We start from the raw sequence: 17,910 nt of genomic DNA on the forward strand, positions 1-17,910 counted from the left end.
ATCCAAAGAAGGCTCATTAGCCGGCCAGATCGATGCCGGTCCCGGGTATGCACAGTCCATCCGGCTCGACCGTGTCATCCAGCCGCCAGACCGAAATCGCCTCGCTACGACCGCGCAGTCGGTGCGTTCCCACCTTCCGCGCCGCCCCCGCCGCGATCATTCCTCCCGACTGGGCCTGGATGCGACTGACGGCGGTATCGCTGGCCAGGATCACCATCTCGTCCTGCGGGCCCACATCCCGACCAAAGGACTGGAGCCTCTCGCACAGATTCACCGCATCGCCAACAACCGTGTAGTTCCAGCGATCCAGCGCTCCTACGTTGCCGACGACGACACGGCCGGTGTGCAAGCCGATGCGCATGCGCACCACCTTGCCGCCATTGGCATTCGCCCGTGCATTGTCCTCCCGCAGCGCGGCAGCAATGCCGAGACAGGCACGAGCGGCTGCAAGCGCATGGTCCGCCCGTTCGTCCGGCGCGCCCCAGAAAGCCAGCATGCCGTCGCCGATGAACTTGTCGACCGTTCCGCCCTCCCGCTCAACAGCCGCGACCAGCAGGGCGAAATGCTCGTTGAGGATATCCGCGGTCTGCGCCGCCGTCAGGTTCTCCGACATGGAGGTAAACCCGACGATGTCGGTGAAGATGAAGGTCAGGTCGCGCTCGCTCGCCACCGCCGCCTGGTCGACCCCGAGCCGCATCAGTTTGCGGAACAAGGAACGCGGAACATAGGTGTTCATCGCCCGCAGGCCCGTCACCATGGCATTGAACGCCTGAAAGACCTGGTCGATCTCACGGACCATGTTGCGCGGCAGTTGCTGCACCTTGTCGAAATCCAGCTCTCCCACGAACCGCGCCTGCCGCGAGATCTCGGCCAGCGGGCGGGTCGCGCGTCGCACAAGGAGAACCGACAGGCCGATCGCAACCACGATCGACAGCAATCCGACCATGGCAGAGCCGAACAGCCGCCGTACTTCCCGCGAGATCGTGGACGCAACGTAGTATTGGCCGACGGTCCAGACGCCTGGCCCATAGCCGGCGATCACCTTGGTCATCGACAGGTAATCGGGGCCACCTGCGTCATTCTCCAGATCCCGGACCTCGACACCTGCGGCGCTCGCCTGCTGAAAGTTGTCCATCGGCTTGGATGTCGCGAGGCTGGCCAGCGCCCTGTCGCCGAGCTGCTCGACGGTAATCGGAAGGCGCGGCACCTCGCCGCCCGGCGCGGCAAAGTCCTCGATGTCGGAGTGGGCAATCACCTCGTTGCCGTTGGCGATGATGAAGACGGTGGAGTGCTCTCCTTCGTCAAGCTGGCGCACGGTACGGCCCAGTTCGTCGATGGAGACGGCCGCAGTCAGATAGCCGATGAGGGCTCCGCCACGGACCAGCGGGACGGTCACATTGGCGTAGAGCATGCCGCTAGAGGTCACCAACGGCCCCCAGGTCGCAGGCGAGTTTGCGGTCATCTCGGGAAGCGCGTAGAGCCTGGCGTCTTCAGGAATCTGCTGACGGCGAAACGGCCAGAGCTTGCCCGTTGGCGAGCGATAAATACCGAAGCCATCTCCGGCGACATCGTTGACGACCAGGGCATCGAGCGAAGGATTGGCATGCACGGCGGCGATCAGTTCGCTGCGCAAGTCCTCCAGCCTTTCGCCGAGTTCGCGTTCATCGAATACGGTCTTGAGCTGGACGACAGCCTGGGAAGCAAGGTCGAGATGATCGCGCAGCCGACGCTCAAGCGAGTTGGTCGTCAGCACCGCCTTGTCGTTCAGAAGGGAAAAGGTGTTCCGCATGTTGGCGGAGACGGCAAGACCGAGCACCAGAAGCATCGAGACGCCGATCAACAGACCGAAAGCCGTACCCACCACCCAGGTAATCGAATAGACACGACGTTTGCGCGCCACCTGCTCAACTCGCTGATCGTCCATGCGTAGCTGCGCCGTCCCTGCACTGTGCCCGCCAGATATCCCGCCCGCATTCGCGTCATACGCCGGTCGTTACCTTTCCCGGCACAATAGCGCGGATTGCGACCGAAACGCGACCCTGCACGACCGATCTCATGGTCGCCAACAACCGAGCGGATATTCCCCTCGCCCCCGTGGCGCGTGCCCCGCCGTCTCTGTACTCGGCACGGCACAGCCGCTAAGAGACTTCTCTACAAACGGGAGCGAACGCGTGATCGACTACGAGGCCGAATACAACAACCGGGCACTGGTGCCCGAGCATCCCGCGATCATCGAGGGCTGGGCGCGCGATGCCGCGCACTATCGCAGCGAGGCCAATTGCACGCTCGCCACGGCCTATGAGCTGGGAGAGCGGACGGTCTACGACCTCTTTCTTCCCGAGACCGGCATGCCGGAGCGCGGGCCGCTAGGTCTGTTCATCCACGGCGGTTATTGGCAGGGCCTCGACCGGACGTTCTTCTCCCACATGGCCAAGGGCCTCAATGCCCACGGCATTCCCGTCGCCGTTCCCAGCTATTCGCTCTGCCCGCAGGTGCGCGTCGGCGACATCGTGGAGGAGATCCGGCGGCTCGTCGCTCATCTTTGGGAGAGGTATCGCCGTCCTGTGCTGGCCTATGGCCACTCCGCGGGCGGTCAGCTGACCGCAGCGCTGCTTGCCACCGACTGGGGCAGCCGCGGATTGCCGCGCGGCCTCGTTCCGGCCGGGCTGGCCATTTCCGGCGTCTTCGATCTCCAGCCGCTGATCGGCACGTCGCTGAACGAAAAGCTGCGCCTCGACCGTAAGGAAGCGATCGATGTTTCGCCGATCGCATTCGCCGCCCAGCCGGGCACGCGCCTTGTCGCGGCCGTTGGCGGGGGCGAATCGTCCGAATTCATTCGCCAGTCGCGGGTGATCGCGGACATCTGGCAGCGCGGCGGCGTGGCTACCGAGCTCGACATCCGAGGCCAGGACAACCATTTCACCGTCATTGCACCGCTGGCCGAGCCGGACAGCGACCTGACCCTGCGTCTCGCCGAGATGGCGCGGTCGATCTGCTGACCCCCTGGGCCGCGTCGGTTGTCGCGACGCCGGCCGCCCGATGACCCTTGTCAATGCGCCCGGTCCGGCCCTCCCGCAATCTCGGCGGCCGTAGACCACAGCGCCGCAGGAAGGAGCCTTCATGCGCCCCGAATCCCCCGCTCCCGTCCGCCTGGAAGACTACCGGGCACCGGCCTATCGCATTTCCACTGTTCATCTCGACATTCGCCTGGCACCTCGCTCGGCGAAGGTGCGGGCTCGGCTGGCGGTGGAGCGGGCGGACGACGCGGCGGCAGGAACGCCGCTGGTTCTCGATGGCGACGAGCTCCGTCTGACCGCCCTATCGCTTGATGGCCGGGTTCTGGCGGATGCCGACTTCGCCGTCACTCCGAACCGGCTGGAAATCACATCACCCCCCTCAGGGCCTTTCACGCTGGAGATCGAGACGACGCTTGATCCCGATGCCAACACCAAGCTGATGGGTCTTTATCGCTCGAACGGCACCTATTGCACCCAGTGCGAGGCGGAAGGCTTCCGGCGGATCACCTATTTCCTTGATCGGCCCGACTGCCTGGCCGTCTACACCACCAGGATCGAGGCGCGGCTCGGCGAGGCGCCGGTGCTGCTGGGCAACGGCAATCCCGTGGAAAGCGGCACCGTGCCGGGGACCGACCGCCATTATGCGATCTGGCACGACCCGCACCCCAAGCCCGCCTACCTCTTTGCCATGGTCGCGGGAGACCTTGCCTGCGTCAGCGACAGCTTCCGGACCTGCGAGGGCCGCGACGTTGCGCTCAACATCTATGTCGAGCACGGCAACGAGGGCGCCTGCGACTGGGCGATGGACAGCCTGAAGCGCTCCATGCGCTGGGACGAGGAGGTCTTCGGCCGGGCCTATGATCTCGACGTGTTCAACATCGTCGCCGTGTCGGACTTCAACATGGGCGCGATGGAGAACAAGGGCCTCAACATCTTCAACGACAAATACGTGCTGGCCCGCCCGGAGACGGCAACCGACCAGGATTATGCCGGCATCGAGACCGTCATCGCCCACGAATACTTCCACAACTGGACGGGCAATCGCATCACCTGCCGTGACTGGTTCCAGCTCTGCCTGAAGGAAGGCCTGACCGTCTTCCGCGACCAGGAGTTTTCGGCCGACATGCGCTCGCGCGCGGTCAAGCGCATCGCCGACGTCCGCCTGCTGAAGTCGCACCAATTCCCGGAAGATGCCGGCCCCCTCGCCCATCCGGTGCGCCCGCGCCTCTATCACGAGATCAACAACTTCTACACGGCCACCGTCTACGAGAAGGGCGCGGAAGTCGTCCGCATGCTGAAATGCCTCATCGGCGACGAGGCATTTCGGGCGGGCATGGACCTCTACTTCCGCCGCCATGATGGCGAGGCGACCACGATCGAGGCGTTCCTTGCCTGTTTCCAGGAGGCAAGCGGGCTCGATCTCGACCAGTTCTCCCTGTGGTACGAACAGGCCGGAACGCCTGTGCTCAAGGTCGACAGCACATACGAGACCGAAGCCGGACGCCTCACGCTCACTTTCAGGCAACAGCTCCCCCCCTCGCCCAAGCAGCCTGACAAGAAGCCGATGCACATTCCCGTGCGCGTCGGCCTTATGGGATCGGACGGCGAGGAACTCGTGCCGGCAGCAATCACCGGCGCGGACCAGACAGGAGATGTGCTGCACATCCGCAACCCGGTGCAGACCGTGGTCTTCACCGGTCTCACCGAGCGCCCCATTCCCTCGCTGCTGCGCGGTTTCTCGGCGCCGGTCTCGCTCAAGAGCGATCTCGGCGAGAGCGATCTCCTGTTCCTTGCGGCAAACGACAAGGATCCCTTCAATCGCTGGGAGGCCCTGCAAAGCGTCGTGATGACGGCCCTGATCGCAGCAACGGCCGGCACCGCCCGGCAGGAAGCCGTGGCGGTCAGCCCGGCGCTGATCGAAGCCTTCGCCGCCAATGTCGCCGACGACAGCCTCGAGCCGGCCTTCCGGGCCCTGTGTCTGCAACTTCCGGGCGAGGCCGACATTGCGCGCGAGATCGGTCACGACGTGGATCCCGATGCCATTCATGCGGCGCGTGCCGCCTTCCGCCGCGCCATCGCCGACGGCATCGCTCCGACGATCCGGGCCACCTACGAGGCGATGCGGGACGAGGCGGAGTTCTCCCCCGATGCCCGCTCGGCCGGTCGCCGGGCCCTGCGCAACACGCTGCTCGACTACCTGGGCCACGGCTCGGATCCGGTCGGCAGCGCCCTCGTGCAGACCCATTTCGAGGCAAGCGACAACATGACGGACCGCTTCGCCGCGCTGTCGGTGCTTACCCATGCCGCTCTGCCGGGCCGGGACGCGGCGCTTGCCGCCTATGAGGAGCGCTACCGCGCGGTACCGCTTGCCATGGACAAGTGGTTCATGGTGCAGGCAACCGCGCCCAATGCCTCGACCCTCGACCGGGTTCGCGACCTCACCGGGCATCCGGCCTTCTCGCCCGGCAACCCGAACCGCGTCCGCGCACTGGTCGGCGCCTTCGCCAGCGGCAACCAGAGCCAGTTCAACCGCCCGGACGGTGCCGGCTTTGCCTTCGTGGCGGACTTCGCTCGCGATCTCGACCGGCGCAACCCGCAAGCAGCTGCGCGGATGATGTCGGCCTTCCGCTCCTGGCGGGCGCTGGAGCCCGGACGACGTGCCCAGGCCGAGGCCGCCCTTCGGGGTCTTGCGGCGGAAACGGATCTTTCCGTCGACATGCGCGACATCGTCGAGCGCTGCCTGCAGTAAGGCGCAATACCCGTTCGAATCAGGCTTTCGGGCCGCCCGGGCAGTCATCCCAGACCGCCCCGGCGGCCTGTTTCATGTTGGCCGCGCGGGACTCGCAAGAGTTGTGCACTCTGCAAATCGCGTTAAGCTTCCATTAACTATATTTTTCTTGGGGGACTCTGGACAAAACCGGCGAATGCGATTCAAATGAAAATGATTCGAGCGCCGGTTGCGTTCTGTTTGCGGCAAAATCGACACATCGGGGGCCATTACGATGGCGCGTGCCTTTGCAGGGGCTGCGTCCGCGCGTCGATTCGCGGACATGTTGAAAAGACAGCGTGACTCGCAGTCGCTGACCGGGCACATCCGCCTGCTGGCGCAGCCCGCCTATCAGCGCCTGCTGACTGCGGAACCGTTCTTCCGTCGCGCCATTCCCATCCTTTGCGTCGTCTTCATCGCGACCCTTGCCACCTATCGCGCCCTCACGCTCTCATATGAGCATGAGGAAACCGATCTGCGGGCCCGCGACGACCTGACGATGATCGCAACCACGCTGGCCGCGCGCCTGTCGACCGCCGAGGCAGCACTGCCGCAGCAGGGCTTCAGCACGGCTCTTCAGGCCGCCCTCGCCGACAGCCTCCCGCCGCGCGCCACCGGCGACGGCCGCCGCATCCTCGTCGCCGACCCGGACGGCGTGATCATGGCGACCGCGCCGATCCGCTCCGATCTCGAGGGCCGTCCGCTCGCCGACCTGCTCGGCGCCGGACAGCCGCTGACCGTCTTCGGGGCCCGCGCCGGCGTTCTGACCGTCTCCGCTGGAGAGCCGGATGAATCCTACGCCACTGTCCATCACCTCGATGGCCGCCTCGGCATGGTCGCCCTCATCCAGTCGAAGGACATGATCTTCGCCGATTGGCGAGCCAGTGTTTCGGCCAACGTCACGCTGTTCGTCGGCACCGCGTCGGTTCTTCTGGTCCTCATCTACGCCTTCTTCGCCCAGGCAACGCGCGCCGAGCAGGCCGACCAGATCTATGCCGCCACCCGTGCACGGATCGACCTGGCGCTCAATCGCGGCCGCTGCGGCCTGTTCGACTGGGATCTTTCCCGAGGCCGCATCTTCTGGTCCGCCTCGCTCTACGAGATGCTGGGCCTGCAGCCGCGCGACGACATTCTCGGCTTCGCGGAGATTTCCGCCCTCGCCCATCCGGACGACATCGATCTCTATGAGCTGGCGGAGTCGCTGCTCGAGACCGGCGAGACCACAGTCGACCGCATGTTCCGCATGCGCCATGCCAATGGCGACTGGGTGTGGCTGCGCGCACGCGCCGAAGTCCAGAGCGAGCCGGGCATCGCCGAGCCGCACCTGATCGGCATCTGCATCGACGTCACCGAGCAGAAGCAGCTTGCCGAGCAGAGCCGCACCGCGGACCTGCGCCTACGCGATGCCATCGAGACGATCTCGGAAGCCTTCGTCCTGTGGGACACCGAGAACCGCCTGGTGATGTGCAACTCGAACTACCAGACGCTGCACAACCTGCCGAATTCCGCGATCAAGGCCGGCACGCCCTATGCACAGGTCATGGCCGCAGCCCGCCAGACCGTTGTGTCGGCGAGCCCGACCATCGGCAGTGACGCGTCCGACCCCTCCTCGTCTTATGAGGCGCAGTTGGCCGACGGCCGCTGGTTGCAGATTTCCGAGCGCCGGACCAAGGATGGCGGCTTCGTCTCCGTCGGCACGGACATCACGGCGCTGAAGCGCCACGAGGAAAAGCTGATGGAGAGCGAGCGCCGGCTGATGGCCACGGTCGCCGACCTGCGCCAGTCACGCCAGAAGCTGGAAGTGCAGGCCCAGCAGCTGGTGGAACTCGCCGAGAAGTACTCAGAAGAGAAGACCAAGGCGGAAGAGGCCAACCAGGCCAAGTCCGAGTTCCTGGCCAACATCTCCCACGAGCTGCGCACGCCGCTCAACGCGATCATCGGCTTCTCGGAGATCATGGACCAGGGCATGTTCGGCCCGCTCGGCTCCGACAAGTACCGCGAATACTGCACGGACATCCACGACAGCGGCCGCTACCTGCTGAACGTCATCAACGACATTCTCGACATGTCGAAGATCGAAGCCGGACGCATGGAGCTGAAGCGCGAGGCGGTCAACCTCGGCGCGATCGTCACCGACGTCACGCGCATCATCTCCGCCGCCGCCGCCGAAAAGGCCATCACCGTCACCAGCGAGACCGAAGAAGGCCTGACGCTCTCCGCCGACCGGCGCGCCGTCAAGCAGGTGCTGCTCAACCTGCTCGCCAATGCGGTCAAGTTCACGCCCGACAACGGTTCGGTGACGCTGGCCGCGACCCATGGCCGGATGGATGCCGCCGACGCCGTGGTCATCGCCATCTCCGACACTGGCATCGGCATTCGGGAAAGCGACATCGCCCGCTTGGCCAAGCCCTTCGTCCAGGTGGAGAACCAGTTCACCAAGACGCACAAGGGATCGGGCTTGGGCCTCGCCATTGCCCAGTCGCTGGTGAAGATGCATGGCGGCACGATGGAAATTCGTTCCAGCGTCGGCAAGGGAACCACGGTGACCGTCACCCTGCCGGTGGAAGCGCGCCCGGCCATCAAGGCAGCGTGACGAGGCGGAGGCACTCCCCTCCCTCTCCCGCTCTATCCACTCCCATCCGACACGAAGGGTCCGCATCGCGGGCCCTTTCTCTTTTTGCGCGGCTGCCCCCTGCGACATCACGCCGCCGAGTTCGCACCTTTTTGAAACTTAGGCAATGACCTAAATTTCAATTGACCTCTTCACGACGAATGGATAGTTAGGCGAATGGCTAAGCATGATCCGGACCTGAACCTCAAGTTCGCCGCTCTTGGCGACGAAACCCGCAGGGCGGTGGTCTCCCGCCTCGCACGAGGTCCTGCATCGGTGAGTGAACTGGCCTCGGCTCACGCCATGGCCCTGCCTTCGTTCATGGGTCACCTGTCCAGGCTGGAAGCGGCCGGGCTGATCGAGACGACGAAGAAGGGACGCGTGAGATACTGCCGGCTTGCGGCGGACGGGATAGCGCCCGTCACTCATTGGCTGGCGGAACAGCAGTCGCTCTGGACGTCCCGCATGGACCAGTTCGACGCCTATGTCGCCAAGATCGTGAAAGAGAGAAACGATGAAACTTGATCCGGAAACCGATCTCATCCTGAAGCGCACGCTCAAGGCGCCGCGTTCGATCCTGTGGGAATGCTGGACGACACCCGAGCACATCAAGCACTTCTTCGTGCCACGGCCCCACAAGGTCACTGCCTGCGAGATCGACCTGCGGGTCGGCGGCCGCTTCAACACCACCTTCGCGGTGGAAGGCAACGAGATGGCGAACGAGGGCGTGTTCCTCGAGGTGGTCCCGGAGGAAAAGCTGGTCTTCACCGATGCCTACACAGAGGACTGGAAGCCCGCCCCGGATCCGTTCATGACGGCCATCCTGCTGCTGGAGGATGATGGCAATGGCGGCACGACCTACACCGCAATCGCCCGACACCGCTCGACCGACGCCCGCAAGACCCACGAGGACATGGGCTTCCACGATGGCTGGGGCACGGTATCGGAACAGCTAGACGCCTATGCGCTTGAGCTGTTGAAGTCGCGATAGACCCTGCCCACTGCCCGGCAGCGGCGGCGCGCCCAGGCGCGTCGCCCCGTCTTGTCGGCCGTTGCGCCGCTCACTCGACCTTGGCGGTAACCTTGCCCACCAGCTTCTCGAACGTCTCGCGCACCTGCTTCTGCCGGTCGGCGAGCATCGCCTCGAGATGGGAAAAGTCCGGCGCCTCGCCGGCATGAACAAGCAGTTCGCGCACGCCCTTGGGCACGGCCTCGGCCTTGAAGGTCCCCTCCAGCGTAAGACGCTGCACCTGCGTCAGCGCGTGGTACAGGCGTATCGCGGGCAACAAGACCTCGGCGTCTCCGGCGGACAGCAAACCAGCGTCGCGCGCCCGTTCCAGCACGGTCTCGGTCGTCTGCGACAGGATTTCGGGATGCGCCTGCGCGTTGACGAGCTGCAGGTACTGGGCGACGAACTCGACATCGACCATACCGCCCGCGACCTGTTTCAGGTCCCAGATATCCGAGGTCCCCTTTTCCGCCTCGATCCGGCCGCGCATCGAGGCGACTTCGGTAGCGATCTTGTCCGCCTCGCGAGGCCGCGCCAGCGTCTCGCGGATATCGGCATCGATGCGCTCGGCAAAGGCGTCGGAGGACCGGGCTATCACCCGCGCACGGGTCAGTGCCATATGTTCCCAGGTCCAGGCCTCCTTGACCTGATAGGCCTCGAAGGCAGTCAGGCGTGTTGCCAGCGGCCCGGCATTGCCGGACGGACGCAGGCGGAAGTCCACCTCGTAGAGACGCCCCTCCGCCGTCGGTGCCGATAGCGCCGCAACGAGCCGCTGGGTCAGGCGGATGAAATACTGGCTGGCCGCGAGCGGCCGCTTGCCGTCGGTTTCCGCCTCGTCCTCCGGATGATCGTAAAGCAGGATCAGGTCGAGATCGGAGGCCGCTGTCATTTCGCGCCCGCCGAGCTTGCCCATGGCGACAACCGCCCAGTCGGCGCCGGGCAGCCGCCCATGGTTTTCCGCCACCTGGTCGATCACGAAAGGCATCAGGCCGGCGACAACGGTCTCGGCCAGACGCGCCAGCGCCTCTCCCACCTGATGGGCGTTCAGCGTGTCGGAAAGCAGCCGCAGGCCGATCAGAAACTGCTGCTCCTGCGCAAAGATGCGCGCCCTGTCGAGCGCATCCTCGTAGAAGCGGGCAAGGTCGAGCGTGCGGGCAAGGCCGGCGCGGAACTCGGCGGATGTCGGCATGGCACCGAAGAAGGCCGGGTCCATCACCGCATCGAGCACATGCACCCGCTTGGACACCACCTCGCCCATCCGGGGAGCTGCCCCCATCACGGTCGCCAGGAGCTTCAGAAGCTGCGGATTGGAGCGCAGCAGCGAGAACAACTGCACGCCGGCGGGAAGCTTCGACAGGAAGCCGTCGAAGGCGATCAGGGCCTGATCGGCATTGTCGGTGCTGGCCAGCGCCGAGATCAGCACCGGGTGCAGCTCGGTCAGCCGCTCTCGCGCCTTTGAGGAGCGCACCGCCGGATACCGGCCGAAATGCCAGGCACGGATGATCTTGCCAGCCTCTTTCGGCCGCTTGTAGCCGAGCCGTGTCAGGGTCTCCAGCGTCTCCGGGTCGTCGTCGTCGCCGGTGAAGACCAGATTGCCGAGGTCGGAGGCCAGTTCCGGCTCGTTCTCGAACAGGGCTGAATAGTGCTTCTGCACCCGCTTCAGCCGCGTGCGCAGCTCTTCCTCGAAGGGCTCCAGTTCGGCAAAGCCCATCAGCCGGGAGACCCGCGCCCGTGCCTCGGGTTCCGCCGGCAGGATATGCGTCTGCTCGTCGTTGACCATCTGGATGCGGTGCTCCACGGCCCGCAGGAAACGGTAGGCCTCGGTCAGCTCGTCGCGCGCGTCTGCCGCGATCCAGTCGAGCTCGGCGAGCGTTGCCAGCGTGTCGAGGGTCCTCCGCCCCCGCAGCTCGGTGATGCGCCCGCCGGCGATCAGCTGCTGGGTCTGCGCGAAAAACTCCACCTCGCGGATGCCGCCGCGTCCGAGCTTGACGTTGTGGCCCGCCACCGCGATCCGGCCATGGCCCTTGTGGACATGGATCTGGCGCTTGATCGAGTGCACATCCGCAATCGCCGCATAGTCGAGATACTTGCGCCAGATGAAGGGGGCGATCTCCTTGAGAAAGCTCTCCCCGCACGCCACGTCGCCCGCACAGGCGCGCGCCTTGATCAATGCCGCGCGCTCCCAGTTCTGGCCGAGGCTCTCGTAATAGACCAGCGCGGCCGGGATCGACATGGCAAGGGGCGTTGCGCCGGGATCCGGGCGCAGCCGCAGGTCGGTCCGGAAGACATAGCCGTCCGCCGTGCGGTCGCCCATCATCTTGACCAGCCGCTTGGTCATGCGCACGAACTCGACCGGTGCCTCCGCCCCGCCCGTCACCGGCGCCAGCTCCGGCTCGTACATCACGATGAGGTCGATGTCGGAGGAGTAGTTCAGCTCCAGCGCGCCATACTTGCCCATGGCGAGGACGACGAAGCCGCAGCCCTTCTCCGGGGCTGCCTCATTGCGGATTTCGAACTTGCCGCGCCGGGCAAGGTCGCGCAGGCAAAAGCGGATCGCCGCCGTCAGGGCCGCATCTGCGAACCGGCTGAGCCCGCCGGTCACCGCATCGAGATCCAGCGCGCAGGCAATGTCGGCAAGCGCCAGCGTCAGCGCGAGGTCCTGCTTGAGCCGGCGCAGGCCGGCCATTACCGCGCCCTCTTCCTCACCGGTCAGTTCCCGCGCCTCGGCAACAAGCCGGTCGACCCGCGCCTGCGGGCTCTCCTGAAGCAGCGCGGAAAGGCGGTCGTGGTCGGCAAGGGCGAGGTCGCGCAGATAGGGTGCATTTGTCAGTGCGCCCGAAAGGAAGGCTCCGACGCGGTCGCGCTGCTCGGCATCCGCATCCAGTCCACCGACGACATCGGCAAGGTCCTGCAACAGCGCCTCGGCCGCAGCCTCGCTTTCGGGGGCCGGAAGGAGCGAAATCCCGGCCATCAGGGACGCTTCGCTAGGGCCTGCCCCCTTGTCGTCTCCATGTCGGCCACCATGGTTTGCGGCGCCCTTCGCTGCGACACTCTCGTTCAATCCGACCTCCCGATCCGCCTCTTGCAAGAGGCTGTATGATTCAATCTCCGCCGGCCGTCGCGGCAGCGTCCGCATTGCCGGCCTCCGGCAGCCGCAACCGCGCCATCAGGCCGGGCTGCGCATCGGCAAGCTCCAGCCGTCCATGATGCAGCCGCGCCACCGCCGAAACCAGGCTGAGGCCGAGACCGGAGCCCGGCGCGCTGCGGCTGGCTTCCAGCCGCACGAACCGGTGCAGCACCCGCTCCTTGTCGGCATCGGCAATGCCCGGTCCATGATCGCGCACGCCCAGCAGCACCTCGCCGCTCTCGGCGCGCGCGTCCAGTTCCACCCTAGCGCCCTCGCCCTCTTCCTGCCGAGCGTATTTCAGTGCGTTTTCGACAAGGTTTATCAGCGCCTGGACCAGCAGCTCGCGATTTCCCGACACCCGCAGTCCATCGGTCACGCGCAGCTCCATGCCGCCGCCTTCGTCCTCCGCGACCGGGGCATAGAGTTCGGCGACTTCGCGCACCAATTCCGAGACGTCGATCTCGTCGAAACTCGCGTCGGAAGAACCCGCCTCGACCCGTGCGATCCGCAAGAGGGCGTTGAACGTGCGGATCAGCACGTCGCAGTCCTCGATGGTGGTCTCCAGCACCTCCCGCGCCTTGCTGTCGCCGGACAGATCGCTGCGCAGCGCCTCCTCCAGCCGGTTGCGCATGCGCGTCAGCGGCGTCTTCAGGTCATGCGCAATGTTGTCGGAGACGTCCTTGAGGCCCTGCATCAGGGCCTCAATGCGGGTCAGCATCGCGTTGAGACCGATCGCAAGGCGGTCGAACTCGTCGCCGCTTCCCTCGACCGGCAATCGCTCGCTGAGATCGCCCGACATGATCCGCCGGCTCGTCGCAGTCATCGCATCGATGCGCTTGAGCACCCGGCGGCTGACGAACACCCAGGTGATGAGCCCGAGCGCGGCCAGCACGAACAGCCAGAAGCGCATGGCCTCGGCCAGGAGCGAGCGGAAATACTGCTGCTCCTGCAGGTCGCGGCCGACCAGCAGGCGGAAACCGCCGGAAAGCTGGAACACGCGGGCCAGCGCCTCGCGGCGGGGGCCACCGCCGATGGGCGTGTAGATCACGCGCTGCAGCTCGCCGCTCTCGCCGGCCAGCACCCGGTCGTCGAGCTGCTCGATATTGCCTACCAGTTGGTTCGCGGCAAAGTCGGTGACGAGATAGAGGCTGGCGCCGGGCCGGCGCGAACGTGCATCTACGGTGGCGACGAGCGCCCGGATGCCGCCGATGCGGTACTGGTCGGCAAGACCCGAAATCTCCGCATCGACCGTGTCCACCACCTGCTCGCGCAGCACCGTGGCGGTGTTCTGCGACAGGTAGACCAGCACCGCGCCGGAAGCGAGCGTCAGCGCCGCCAGATAGATCAGCGCGAGCTTGATCGCTGTCGTTCGAAACAGCCGGACGGTCGCGGTCGTGTCGCTCATGCGCGGCCGGCGTCGCGGATCGTATAGCCGGCGCCGCGCACCGTATGCAGCAGGGGCCGGTCGAAGTCCTTGTCGATCTTGGCGCGCAGCCGTGAGATATGGACGTCGATGACGTTGGTCTGCGGGTCGAAATGATACTCCCACACATGCTCCAGCAGCATGGTGCGGGTCACCACCTGGCCGGCATGCTGCATCAGGTATTCCAGCAGGCGGAATTCGCGCGGCTGCAGGGGAATCTCCTGTCCCGAACGCGTCACCGTGTGGCTGAGCCGGTCGAGCGTCAGGTCGCCGACGGTGTAGCTGGTCTCGACTTCCTGCTGGCGCGGCCGCCGGCCGAGTGCCTCCACCCGAGCCAGAAGCTCGGAAAAGGCGTAGGGCTTGGGCAGATAGTCGTCGCCGCCGGCACGCAGGCCCGTTACCCGGTCGTCGACCTGGCCGAGCGCGGAGAGCACCAGCACCGGCGTGTGAAAGCCTTGCGAGCGCAGTCCGGAGATCAGCGACAGGCCGTCGCGCCGGGGCAGCATCCTGTCGACCACAAGCACGTCATACGGTGCGCTGGTCGCCAGGTCGTAGCCTTCCTCGCCATCGGCCGCATGGTCGACCACATGGCCGGCTTCGCGAAAGGCCTTGGCCAGATAGCTCGCCGCTTCCTTGTCGTCCTCGACAATCAGGATCCGCATGACCTCTTCCGTGTCTCCGGTCTCGGGTATCAGGCTGGTTCTGTTTGCTGGGTTTAGCATCGGCAAGAGCTCCCGTCGAACGCGACGAAAAAACCCCGGACCGCAGGACGGTCCGGGGCTCCGGCCCCTTGGCATGCGCCTCGTGGCGGTTGCGGACCTGCCCCACGCATGCCGGTGACCTTCCGGATGACAGACCTCCCGTCCGGGGGCTTGTCGTCGGATGGCCCCATCCGGTTCGGCTTGCAACAGGCGCTCATTGCGGGGCGCCGTCGCAATCATCGCCCCGCGCCGGCCTTGGCCGGCGCGGGATCGCTAGATGGTGGCGATCAGCCCTTGTTCTGCTCGACCGGCACCGCGACGAAGCGCGAGGCATCGTTGCGCTCGACCCGCAGCAGAACCGACTTGCGGCCGTTCTCGCTGGCGCCCTGCACCGCATTGGCGACCTCGCCGGGGTTGTTCACGGCCTGGCCGGCCACCTCGAGGATGACATCGCCGCGCTGCAGGCCCTTCTCGGCCGCCGCACTGTCGCTCGGCACTTCCGTGATGACCACGCCGCGCTCGCCGGCCCCGACCACGCTGGCCGCAGCCAGCTCCACGCCGAGGCTGTCGACGAAGGCCGTGTCCTTGCCGGTCGGCTCGACCGCGGCCGTCACCGGTCCGTCGTCCTGCAGCCGGCCGAGAATGACCTTCACTTCCTCCTCGCGGCCATCGCGCCACACATCGAGGGTCACCTCGGTCTCCGGCGGATAGGCAGCGATCATCCGGGCAAGATCGCGCGGACCGTCGATCGTCTGCCCGTCGACACTGAGGATCGTGTCGCCCGAGCGGATGCCGGCCTTGCGGGCGGGGCTGTCGCCCTGGGCATCGGCCACGATTGCGCCCTTGGCGTCCTTCAGGCCGACGCTTTCGGCGATGTCCTTGGACACCGGCTGGATCTGCACGCCCAGCCAGCCGCGGACCACCGTACCATCGTCCCTCAGGTCCTTGACGATAGCCGTCGCGGTAGAAGCGGGGATGGCGAAGGCGATGCCGACATTGCCGCCCGAGGGAGAGAAGATCGCGGCATTGACGCCGATCACCTGCCCCTTGACGTTGAAGGCCGGGCCACCGGAATTGCCGCGGTTCACGGGCGCGTCGATCTGGATGAAGTCGTCATAGGGGCCTGCGCCGATGTCGCGGCCGCGCGCCGAGACGATGCCGGCGGTCACCGAGCCGCCGAGGCCGAACGGATTGCCCACGGCCACGACCCACTCGCCGACCTGCGGCGCCTCAGGGGCGAATTCCACATAGGTGAACTCGCGGCCCTCGCCGTCAACCTTCAGCAGGGCGAGGTCGGTGCGCTTGTCGGCGCCGATCAGCTTCGCCTCGTATTCCTGGCCATCGTCCATGATGACGGTGAACTCGCTGCCGTTCGACACGACGTGCTCGTTGGTGACCAGGTAGCCATCGCCGGTGATGAAGAAGCCGGAGCCCTGGCTCATGCCATGACGGCGCGGCTGCCGCTCGCGGCGCTGGTCGCCGCCGAACTGCTCACCGCCGAACCGGCGGAAGAAGCGCTGCAGCGGGTGATCCTGCGGCAGGTCCTCGAAGCCCGGAACGCCCTGGCGGTTCGACATCATCTTCGGCGTCTCGTCGGTGCGCACACGCACGCTGACCACCGCCGGCTTGACCGCGGAGACGACGCTCGCGAAGTTCTGCGGCGCGGCGCTCTCGACCCGCACCGGATCGGCGAAGGCGAACTGGCCCGGCACCACCGTCTGCAGGCTCATCGCGCCAGCAAGGCCAAGCGCAAGCGCACCGGCAGCCAGGCTGGTGCGGCCGCGCGGCAGGCGACGAAGGGCCGAGGGGATGTACTTGTTCGACATGTCTTGCTCTCCACGTCAGGACCCGGACACCTGTCCGGATAATCAGGAAATCTCGAGCCGGCGGGCCATTCGCGGGGAAGCGGTCACCGGCTGTCCTGACTGATATGGAACACGTCGCCTTACAGCCGCCTGTCGGCGGGATTAAGCTTTCGTAATGTTGCGGGAAAAGATGCCGCGTCCCCGCTCAGACCTCGCGGGTGACGATGGCCGCGCCGGCCTCCAGGGTGCGATGCACCGGGCACCGGTCGGCGATTTCCAGAAGCCGCACGCGGGTTTCCGCGTCCAGATCACCCTCGATGGCAATCCGCCGCTCGAACCGGTCGATGCGCCCCTCCCTCGTGCGCAGTTCTTCCGTGCAGTCCAGGCAGTCCGCCGCATGAACCTTGCCGTGGATCACCGTGGCGGAGATGCGCTCGACCGCCAGCCCCTTGCGCTCTGCATACATGCGCAGCGTCATCACCGTGCAGGCGCCGAGCGCTGCCGATAGGAAATCGTAAGGAGAGGGACCGCTGTCGAGGCCGCCGACCGCTTCCGGCTCATCCGCAATGAGGCGATGCCGTCCGCTCTCCACGCTCACCTGGAACTTGCCGTTGCCGGTCTCGCTCACCCTGACGCCGTCAGTCTCGTCCGGCTCCGGCGCCGACGCCATCTCGGCTGCCTTGCCGATATAGCGCACCGCCCAGGCGGCGATGACGCCGGCCGCATAGGCCGCATCCGCCGGGTCGTTCAGCAGATGGTCGGCACTGTCCAGCGAGACGAAGCTCTTGGGATGCTTCGCCGCCACGAAGATGCGCGTGGCGTTGTCGATGCCGACCGTGTCGTCGAGCGGCGCGTGCAGCACCAGCAACGCCTTGTGCAGGTGGGAGACCCGCTCGCGCACATTCTGCTCGGCGATGTCGTCGAGGAACTGCTTTTCGATGGTGAACCGCCGACCGGCCAGCTCGACCTCGGCGCGCCCCTGGGAGCGGATGCGCTCCAGGTCGGCGTGGAAATTGTGCAGCACGTGTTCGGCATCGGCGGGCGCTGCGATGGTCGCGACCGCCACGGCCTCGGGGATTTCATGCGCGGCCGCCAGCATAGCGGCGCCGCCGAGCGAATGGCCGATCAGCAGTTTCGGCGCCTCGTGCGCCTCGCGCAGGAACGCCGCCGCTTTCAGGAGGTCGGCCACGTTGGAGGAGAAATTGGTGGAGGAGAAGTCGCCGCCCGAACCGCCGAGCCCGGTAAAATCGAACCGCAGGACAGCGATGCCCTCGCGGGTCAGCGCCTCGGCGATACGCCGGCCGGCAGCCCCGTCCTTGGAACAGGTGAAGCAATGCGCGAACAGCGCATAGGCGCGCGCCGGTCCGTCGGGCAGGTCCAGCCGGGCGGCAAGCTCCGCGCCGTTATGGCCCTCGAAGGTCAGGCGGACAGGCTGTGCGGGCATCGGGCT

Annotated in this window: 11 protein-coding genes; 5 read left to right on the forward strand and 6 right to left on the reverse strand. The window is 66.2% G+C overall.

What is annotated here, in order from left to right; translation table 11 throughout:
• Positions 1–16: 16 nt before the first annotated feature.
• Positions 17–1,924 carry an adenylate/guanylate cyclase domain-containing protein gene (locus ACVJ6E_RS01785; protein ID WP_120269155.1) on the reverse strand — a complete coding sequence of 636 codons (1,908 nt, stop codon included), beginning with the start codon at positions 1,922–1,924 and terminating at the stop codon, positions 17–19.
• 247 nt (positions 1,925–2,171) lie between these two features.
• Here ACVJ6E_RS01785 and ACVJ6E_RS01790 point away from each other — a divergent pair, with 247 nt between their 5' ends.
• From ACVJ6E_RS01790 to ACVJ6E_RS01810, 5 genes are all read left to right on the forward strand, one after another.
• Positions 2,172–2,999 (forward strand): alpha/beta hydrolase, encoded by an 828-nt coding sequence (locus ACVJ6E_RS01790; RefSeq protein WP_199681186.1) that lies wholly within the window; start codon positions 2,172–2,174, stop codon positions 2,997–2,999.
• Between the two features lie 121 nt (positions 3,000–3,120).
• Positions 3,121–5,766: an aminopeptidase N gene (pepN, locus tag ACVJ6E_RS01795; protein WP_120269153.1), complete on the forward strand. Its 2,646-nt coding sequence runs from the start codon at positions 3,121–3,123 to the stop codon at positions 5,764–5,766.
• Positions 5,767–6,067: 301 nt separating this feature from the next.
• Positions 6,068–8,377: a PAS domain-containing sensor histidine kinase gene (locus tag ACVJ6E_RS01800; RefSeq protein WP_245165003.1), complete on the forward strand. Its 2,310-nt coding sequence runs from the start codon at positions 6,068–6,070 to the stop codon at positions 8,375–8,377.
• Positions 8,378–8,572: 195 nt separating this feature from the next.
• Positions 8,573–8,920: a metalloregulator ArsR/SmtB family transcription factor gene (locus ACVJ6E_RS01805; RefSeq protein ID WP_120269151.1), complete on the forward strand. Its 348-nt coding sequence runs from the start codon at positions 8,573–8,575 to the stop codon at positions 8,918–8,920.
• Positions 8,910–9,386, forward strand: a complete 477-nt coding sequence (locus tag ACVJ6E_RS01810; protein ID WP_120269150.1) for an SRPBCC family protein — start codon at positions 8,910–8,912, stop codon at positions 9,384–9,386. Before ACVJ6E_RS01805 ends, ACVJ6E_RS01810 begins: the two co-directional genes overlap by 11 nt.
• 70 nt (positions 9,387–9,456) lie before the next feature.
• Here ACVJ6E_RS01810 and ACVJ6E_RS01815 read toward each other — a convergent pair whose 3' ends face one another.
• The 5 genes from ACVJ6E_RS01815 to ACVJ6E_RS01835 form a co-directional block, all read right to left on the reverse strand.
• Positions 9,457–12,375 carry a bifunctional [glutamine synthetase] adenylyltransferase/[glutamine synthetase]-adenylyl-L-tyrosine phosphorylase gene (locus tag ACVJ6E_RS01815; protein ID WP_120269149.1) on the reverse strand — a complete coding sequence of 973 codons (2,919 nt, stop codon included), beginning with the start codon at positions 12,373–12,375 and terminating at the stop codon, positions 9,457–9,459.
• A 130-nt stretch (positions 12,376–12,505) separates the two neighbouring features.
• Positions 12,506–13,936, reverse strand: a complete 1,431-nt coding sequence (locus ACVJ6E_RS01820; RefSeq protein ID WP_120269148.1) for an ATP-binding protein — start codon at positions 13,934–13,936, stop codon at positions 12,506–12,508.
• Positions 13,933–14,616, reverse strand: a complete 684-nt coding sequence (locus tag ACVJ6E_RS01825) for a response regulator transcription factor (RefSeq protein WP_120269147.1) — start codon at positions 14,614–14,616, stop codon at positions 13,933–13,935. The genes ACVJ6E_RS01820 and ACVJ6E_RS01825 overlap by 4 nt, the downstream gene beginning before the upstream one ends.
• 326 nt (positions 14,617–14,942) lie before the next feature.
• A complete protein-coding gene (locus ACVJ6E_RS01830; RefSeq protein ID WP_120269146.1) occupies positions 14,943–16,481 on the reverse strand; it encodes a Do family serine endopeptidase in 1,539 nt (512 codons plus the stop codon).
• Between the two features lie 184 nt (positions 16,482–16,665).
• Positions 16,666–17,904 carry an alpha/beta fold hydrolase gene (locus ACVJ6E_RS01835; protein ID WP_120269145.1) on the reverse strand — a complete coding sequence of 413 codons (1,239 nt, stop codon included), beginning with the start codon at positions 17,902–17,904 and terminating at the stop codon, positions 16,666–16,668.
• Positions 17,905–17,910: the final 6 nt, after the last annotated feature.

It is taken from the genome of Stappia sp. G46H5W (genome assembly GCF_058448995.1).

Excerpts from the sequence above, each read along its gene's own strand:
- ACVJ6E_RS01785 (WP_120269155.1), bottom strand. The coding sequence starts at position 1,924 with ATGGACGATCAGCGAGTTGAGCAGGTGGCGCGCAAACGTCGTGTCTAT.
- pepN (WP_120269153.1), top strand. The coding sequence starts at position 3,121 with ATGCGCCCCGAATCCCCCGCTCCCGTCCGCCTGGAAGACTACCGGGCA.
- ACVJ6E_RS01800 (WP_245165003.1), top strand. The coding sequence starts at position 6,068 with ATGTTGAAAAGACAGCGTGACTCGCAGTCGCTGACCGGGCACATCCGC.
- ACVJ6E_RS01805 (WP_120269151.1), top strand. The coding sequence starts at position 8,573 with ATGGCTAAGCATGATCCGGACCTGAACCTCAAGTTCGCCGCTCTTGGC.
- ACVJ6E_RS01810 (WP_120269150.1), top strand. The coding sequence starts at position 8,910 with ATGAAACTTGATCCGGAAACCGATCTCATCCTGAAGCGCACGCTCAAG.
- ACVJ6E_RS01815 (WP_120269149.1), bottom strand. The coding sequence starts at position 12,375 with ATGGCCGGGATTTCGCTCCTTCCGGCCCCCGAAAGCGAGGCTGCGGCC.
- ACVJ6E_RS01820 (WP_120269148.1), bottom strand. The coding sequence starts at position 13,936 with ATGAGCGACACGACCGCGACCGTCCGGCTGTTTCGAACGACAGCGATC.
- ACVJ6E_RS01825 (WP_120269147.1), bottom strand. The coding sequence starts at position 14,616 with ATGCGGATCCTGATTGTCGAGGACGACAAGGAAGCGGCGAGCTATCTG.
- ACVJ6E_RS01830 (WP_120269146.1), bottom strand. The coding sequence starts at position 16,481 with ATGTCGAACAAGTACATCCCCTCGGCCCTTCGTCGCCTGCCGCGCGGC.
- ACVJ6E_RS01835 (WP_120269145.1), bottom strand. The coding sequence starts at position 17,904 with ATGCCCGCACAGCCTGTCCGCCTGACCTTCGAGGGCCATAACGGCGCG.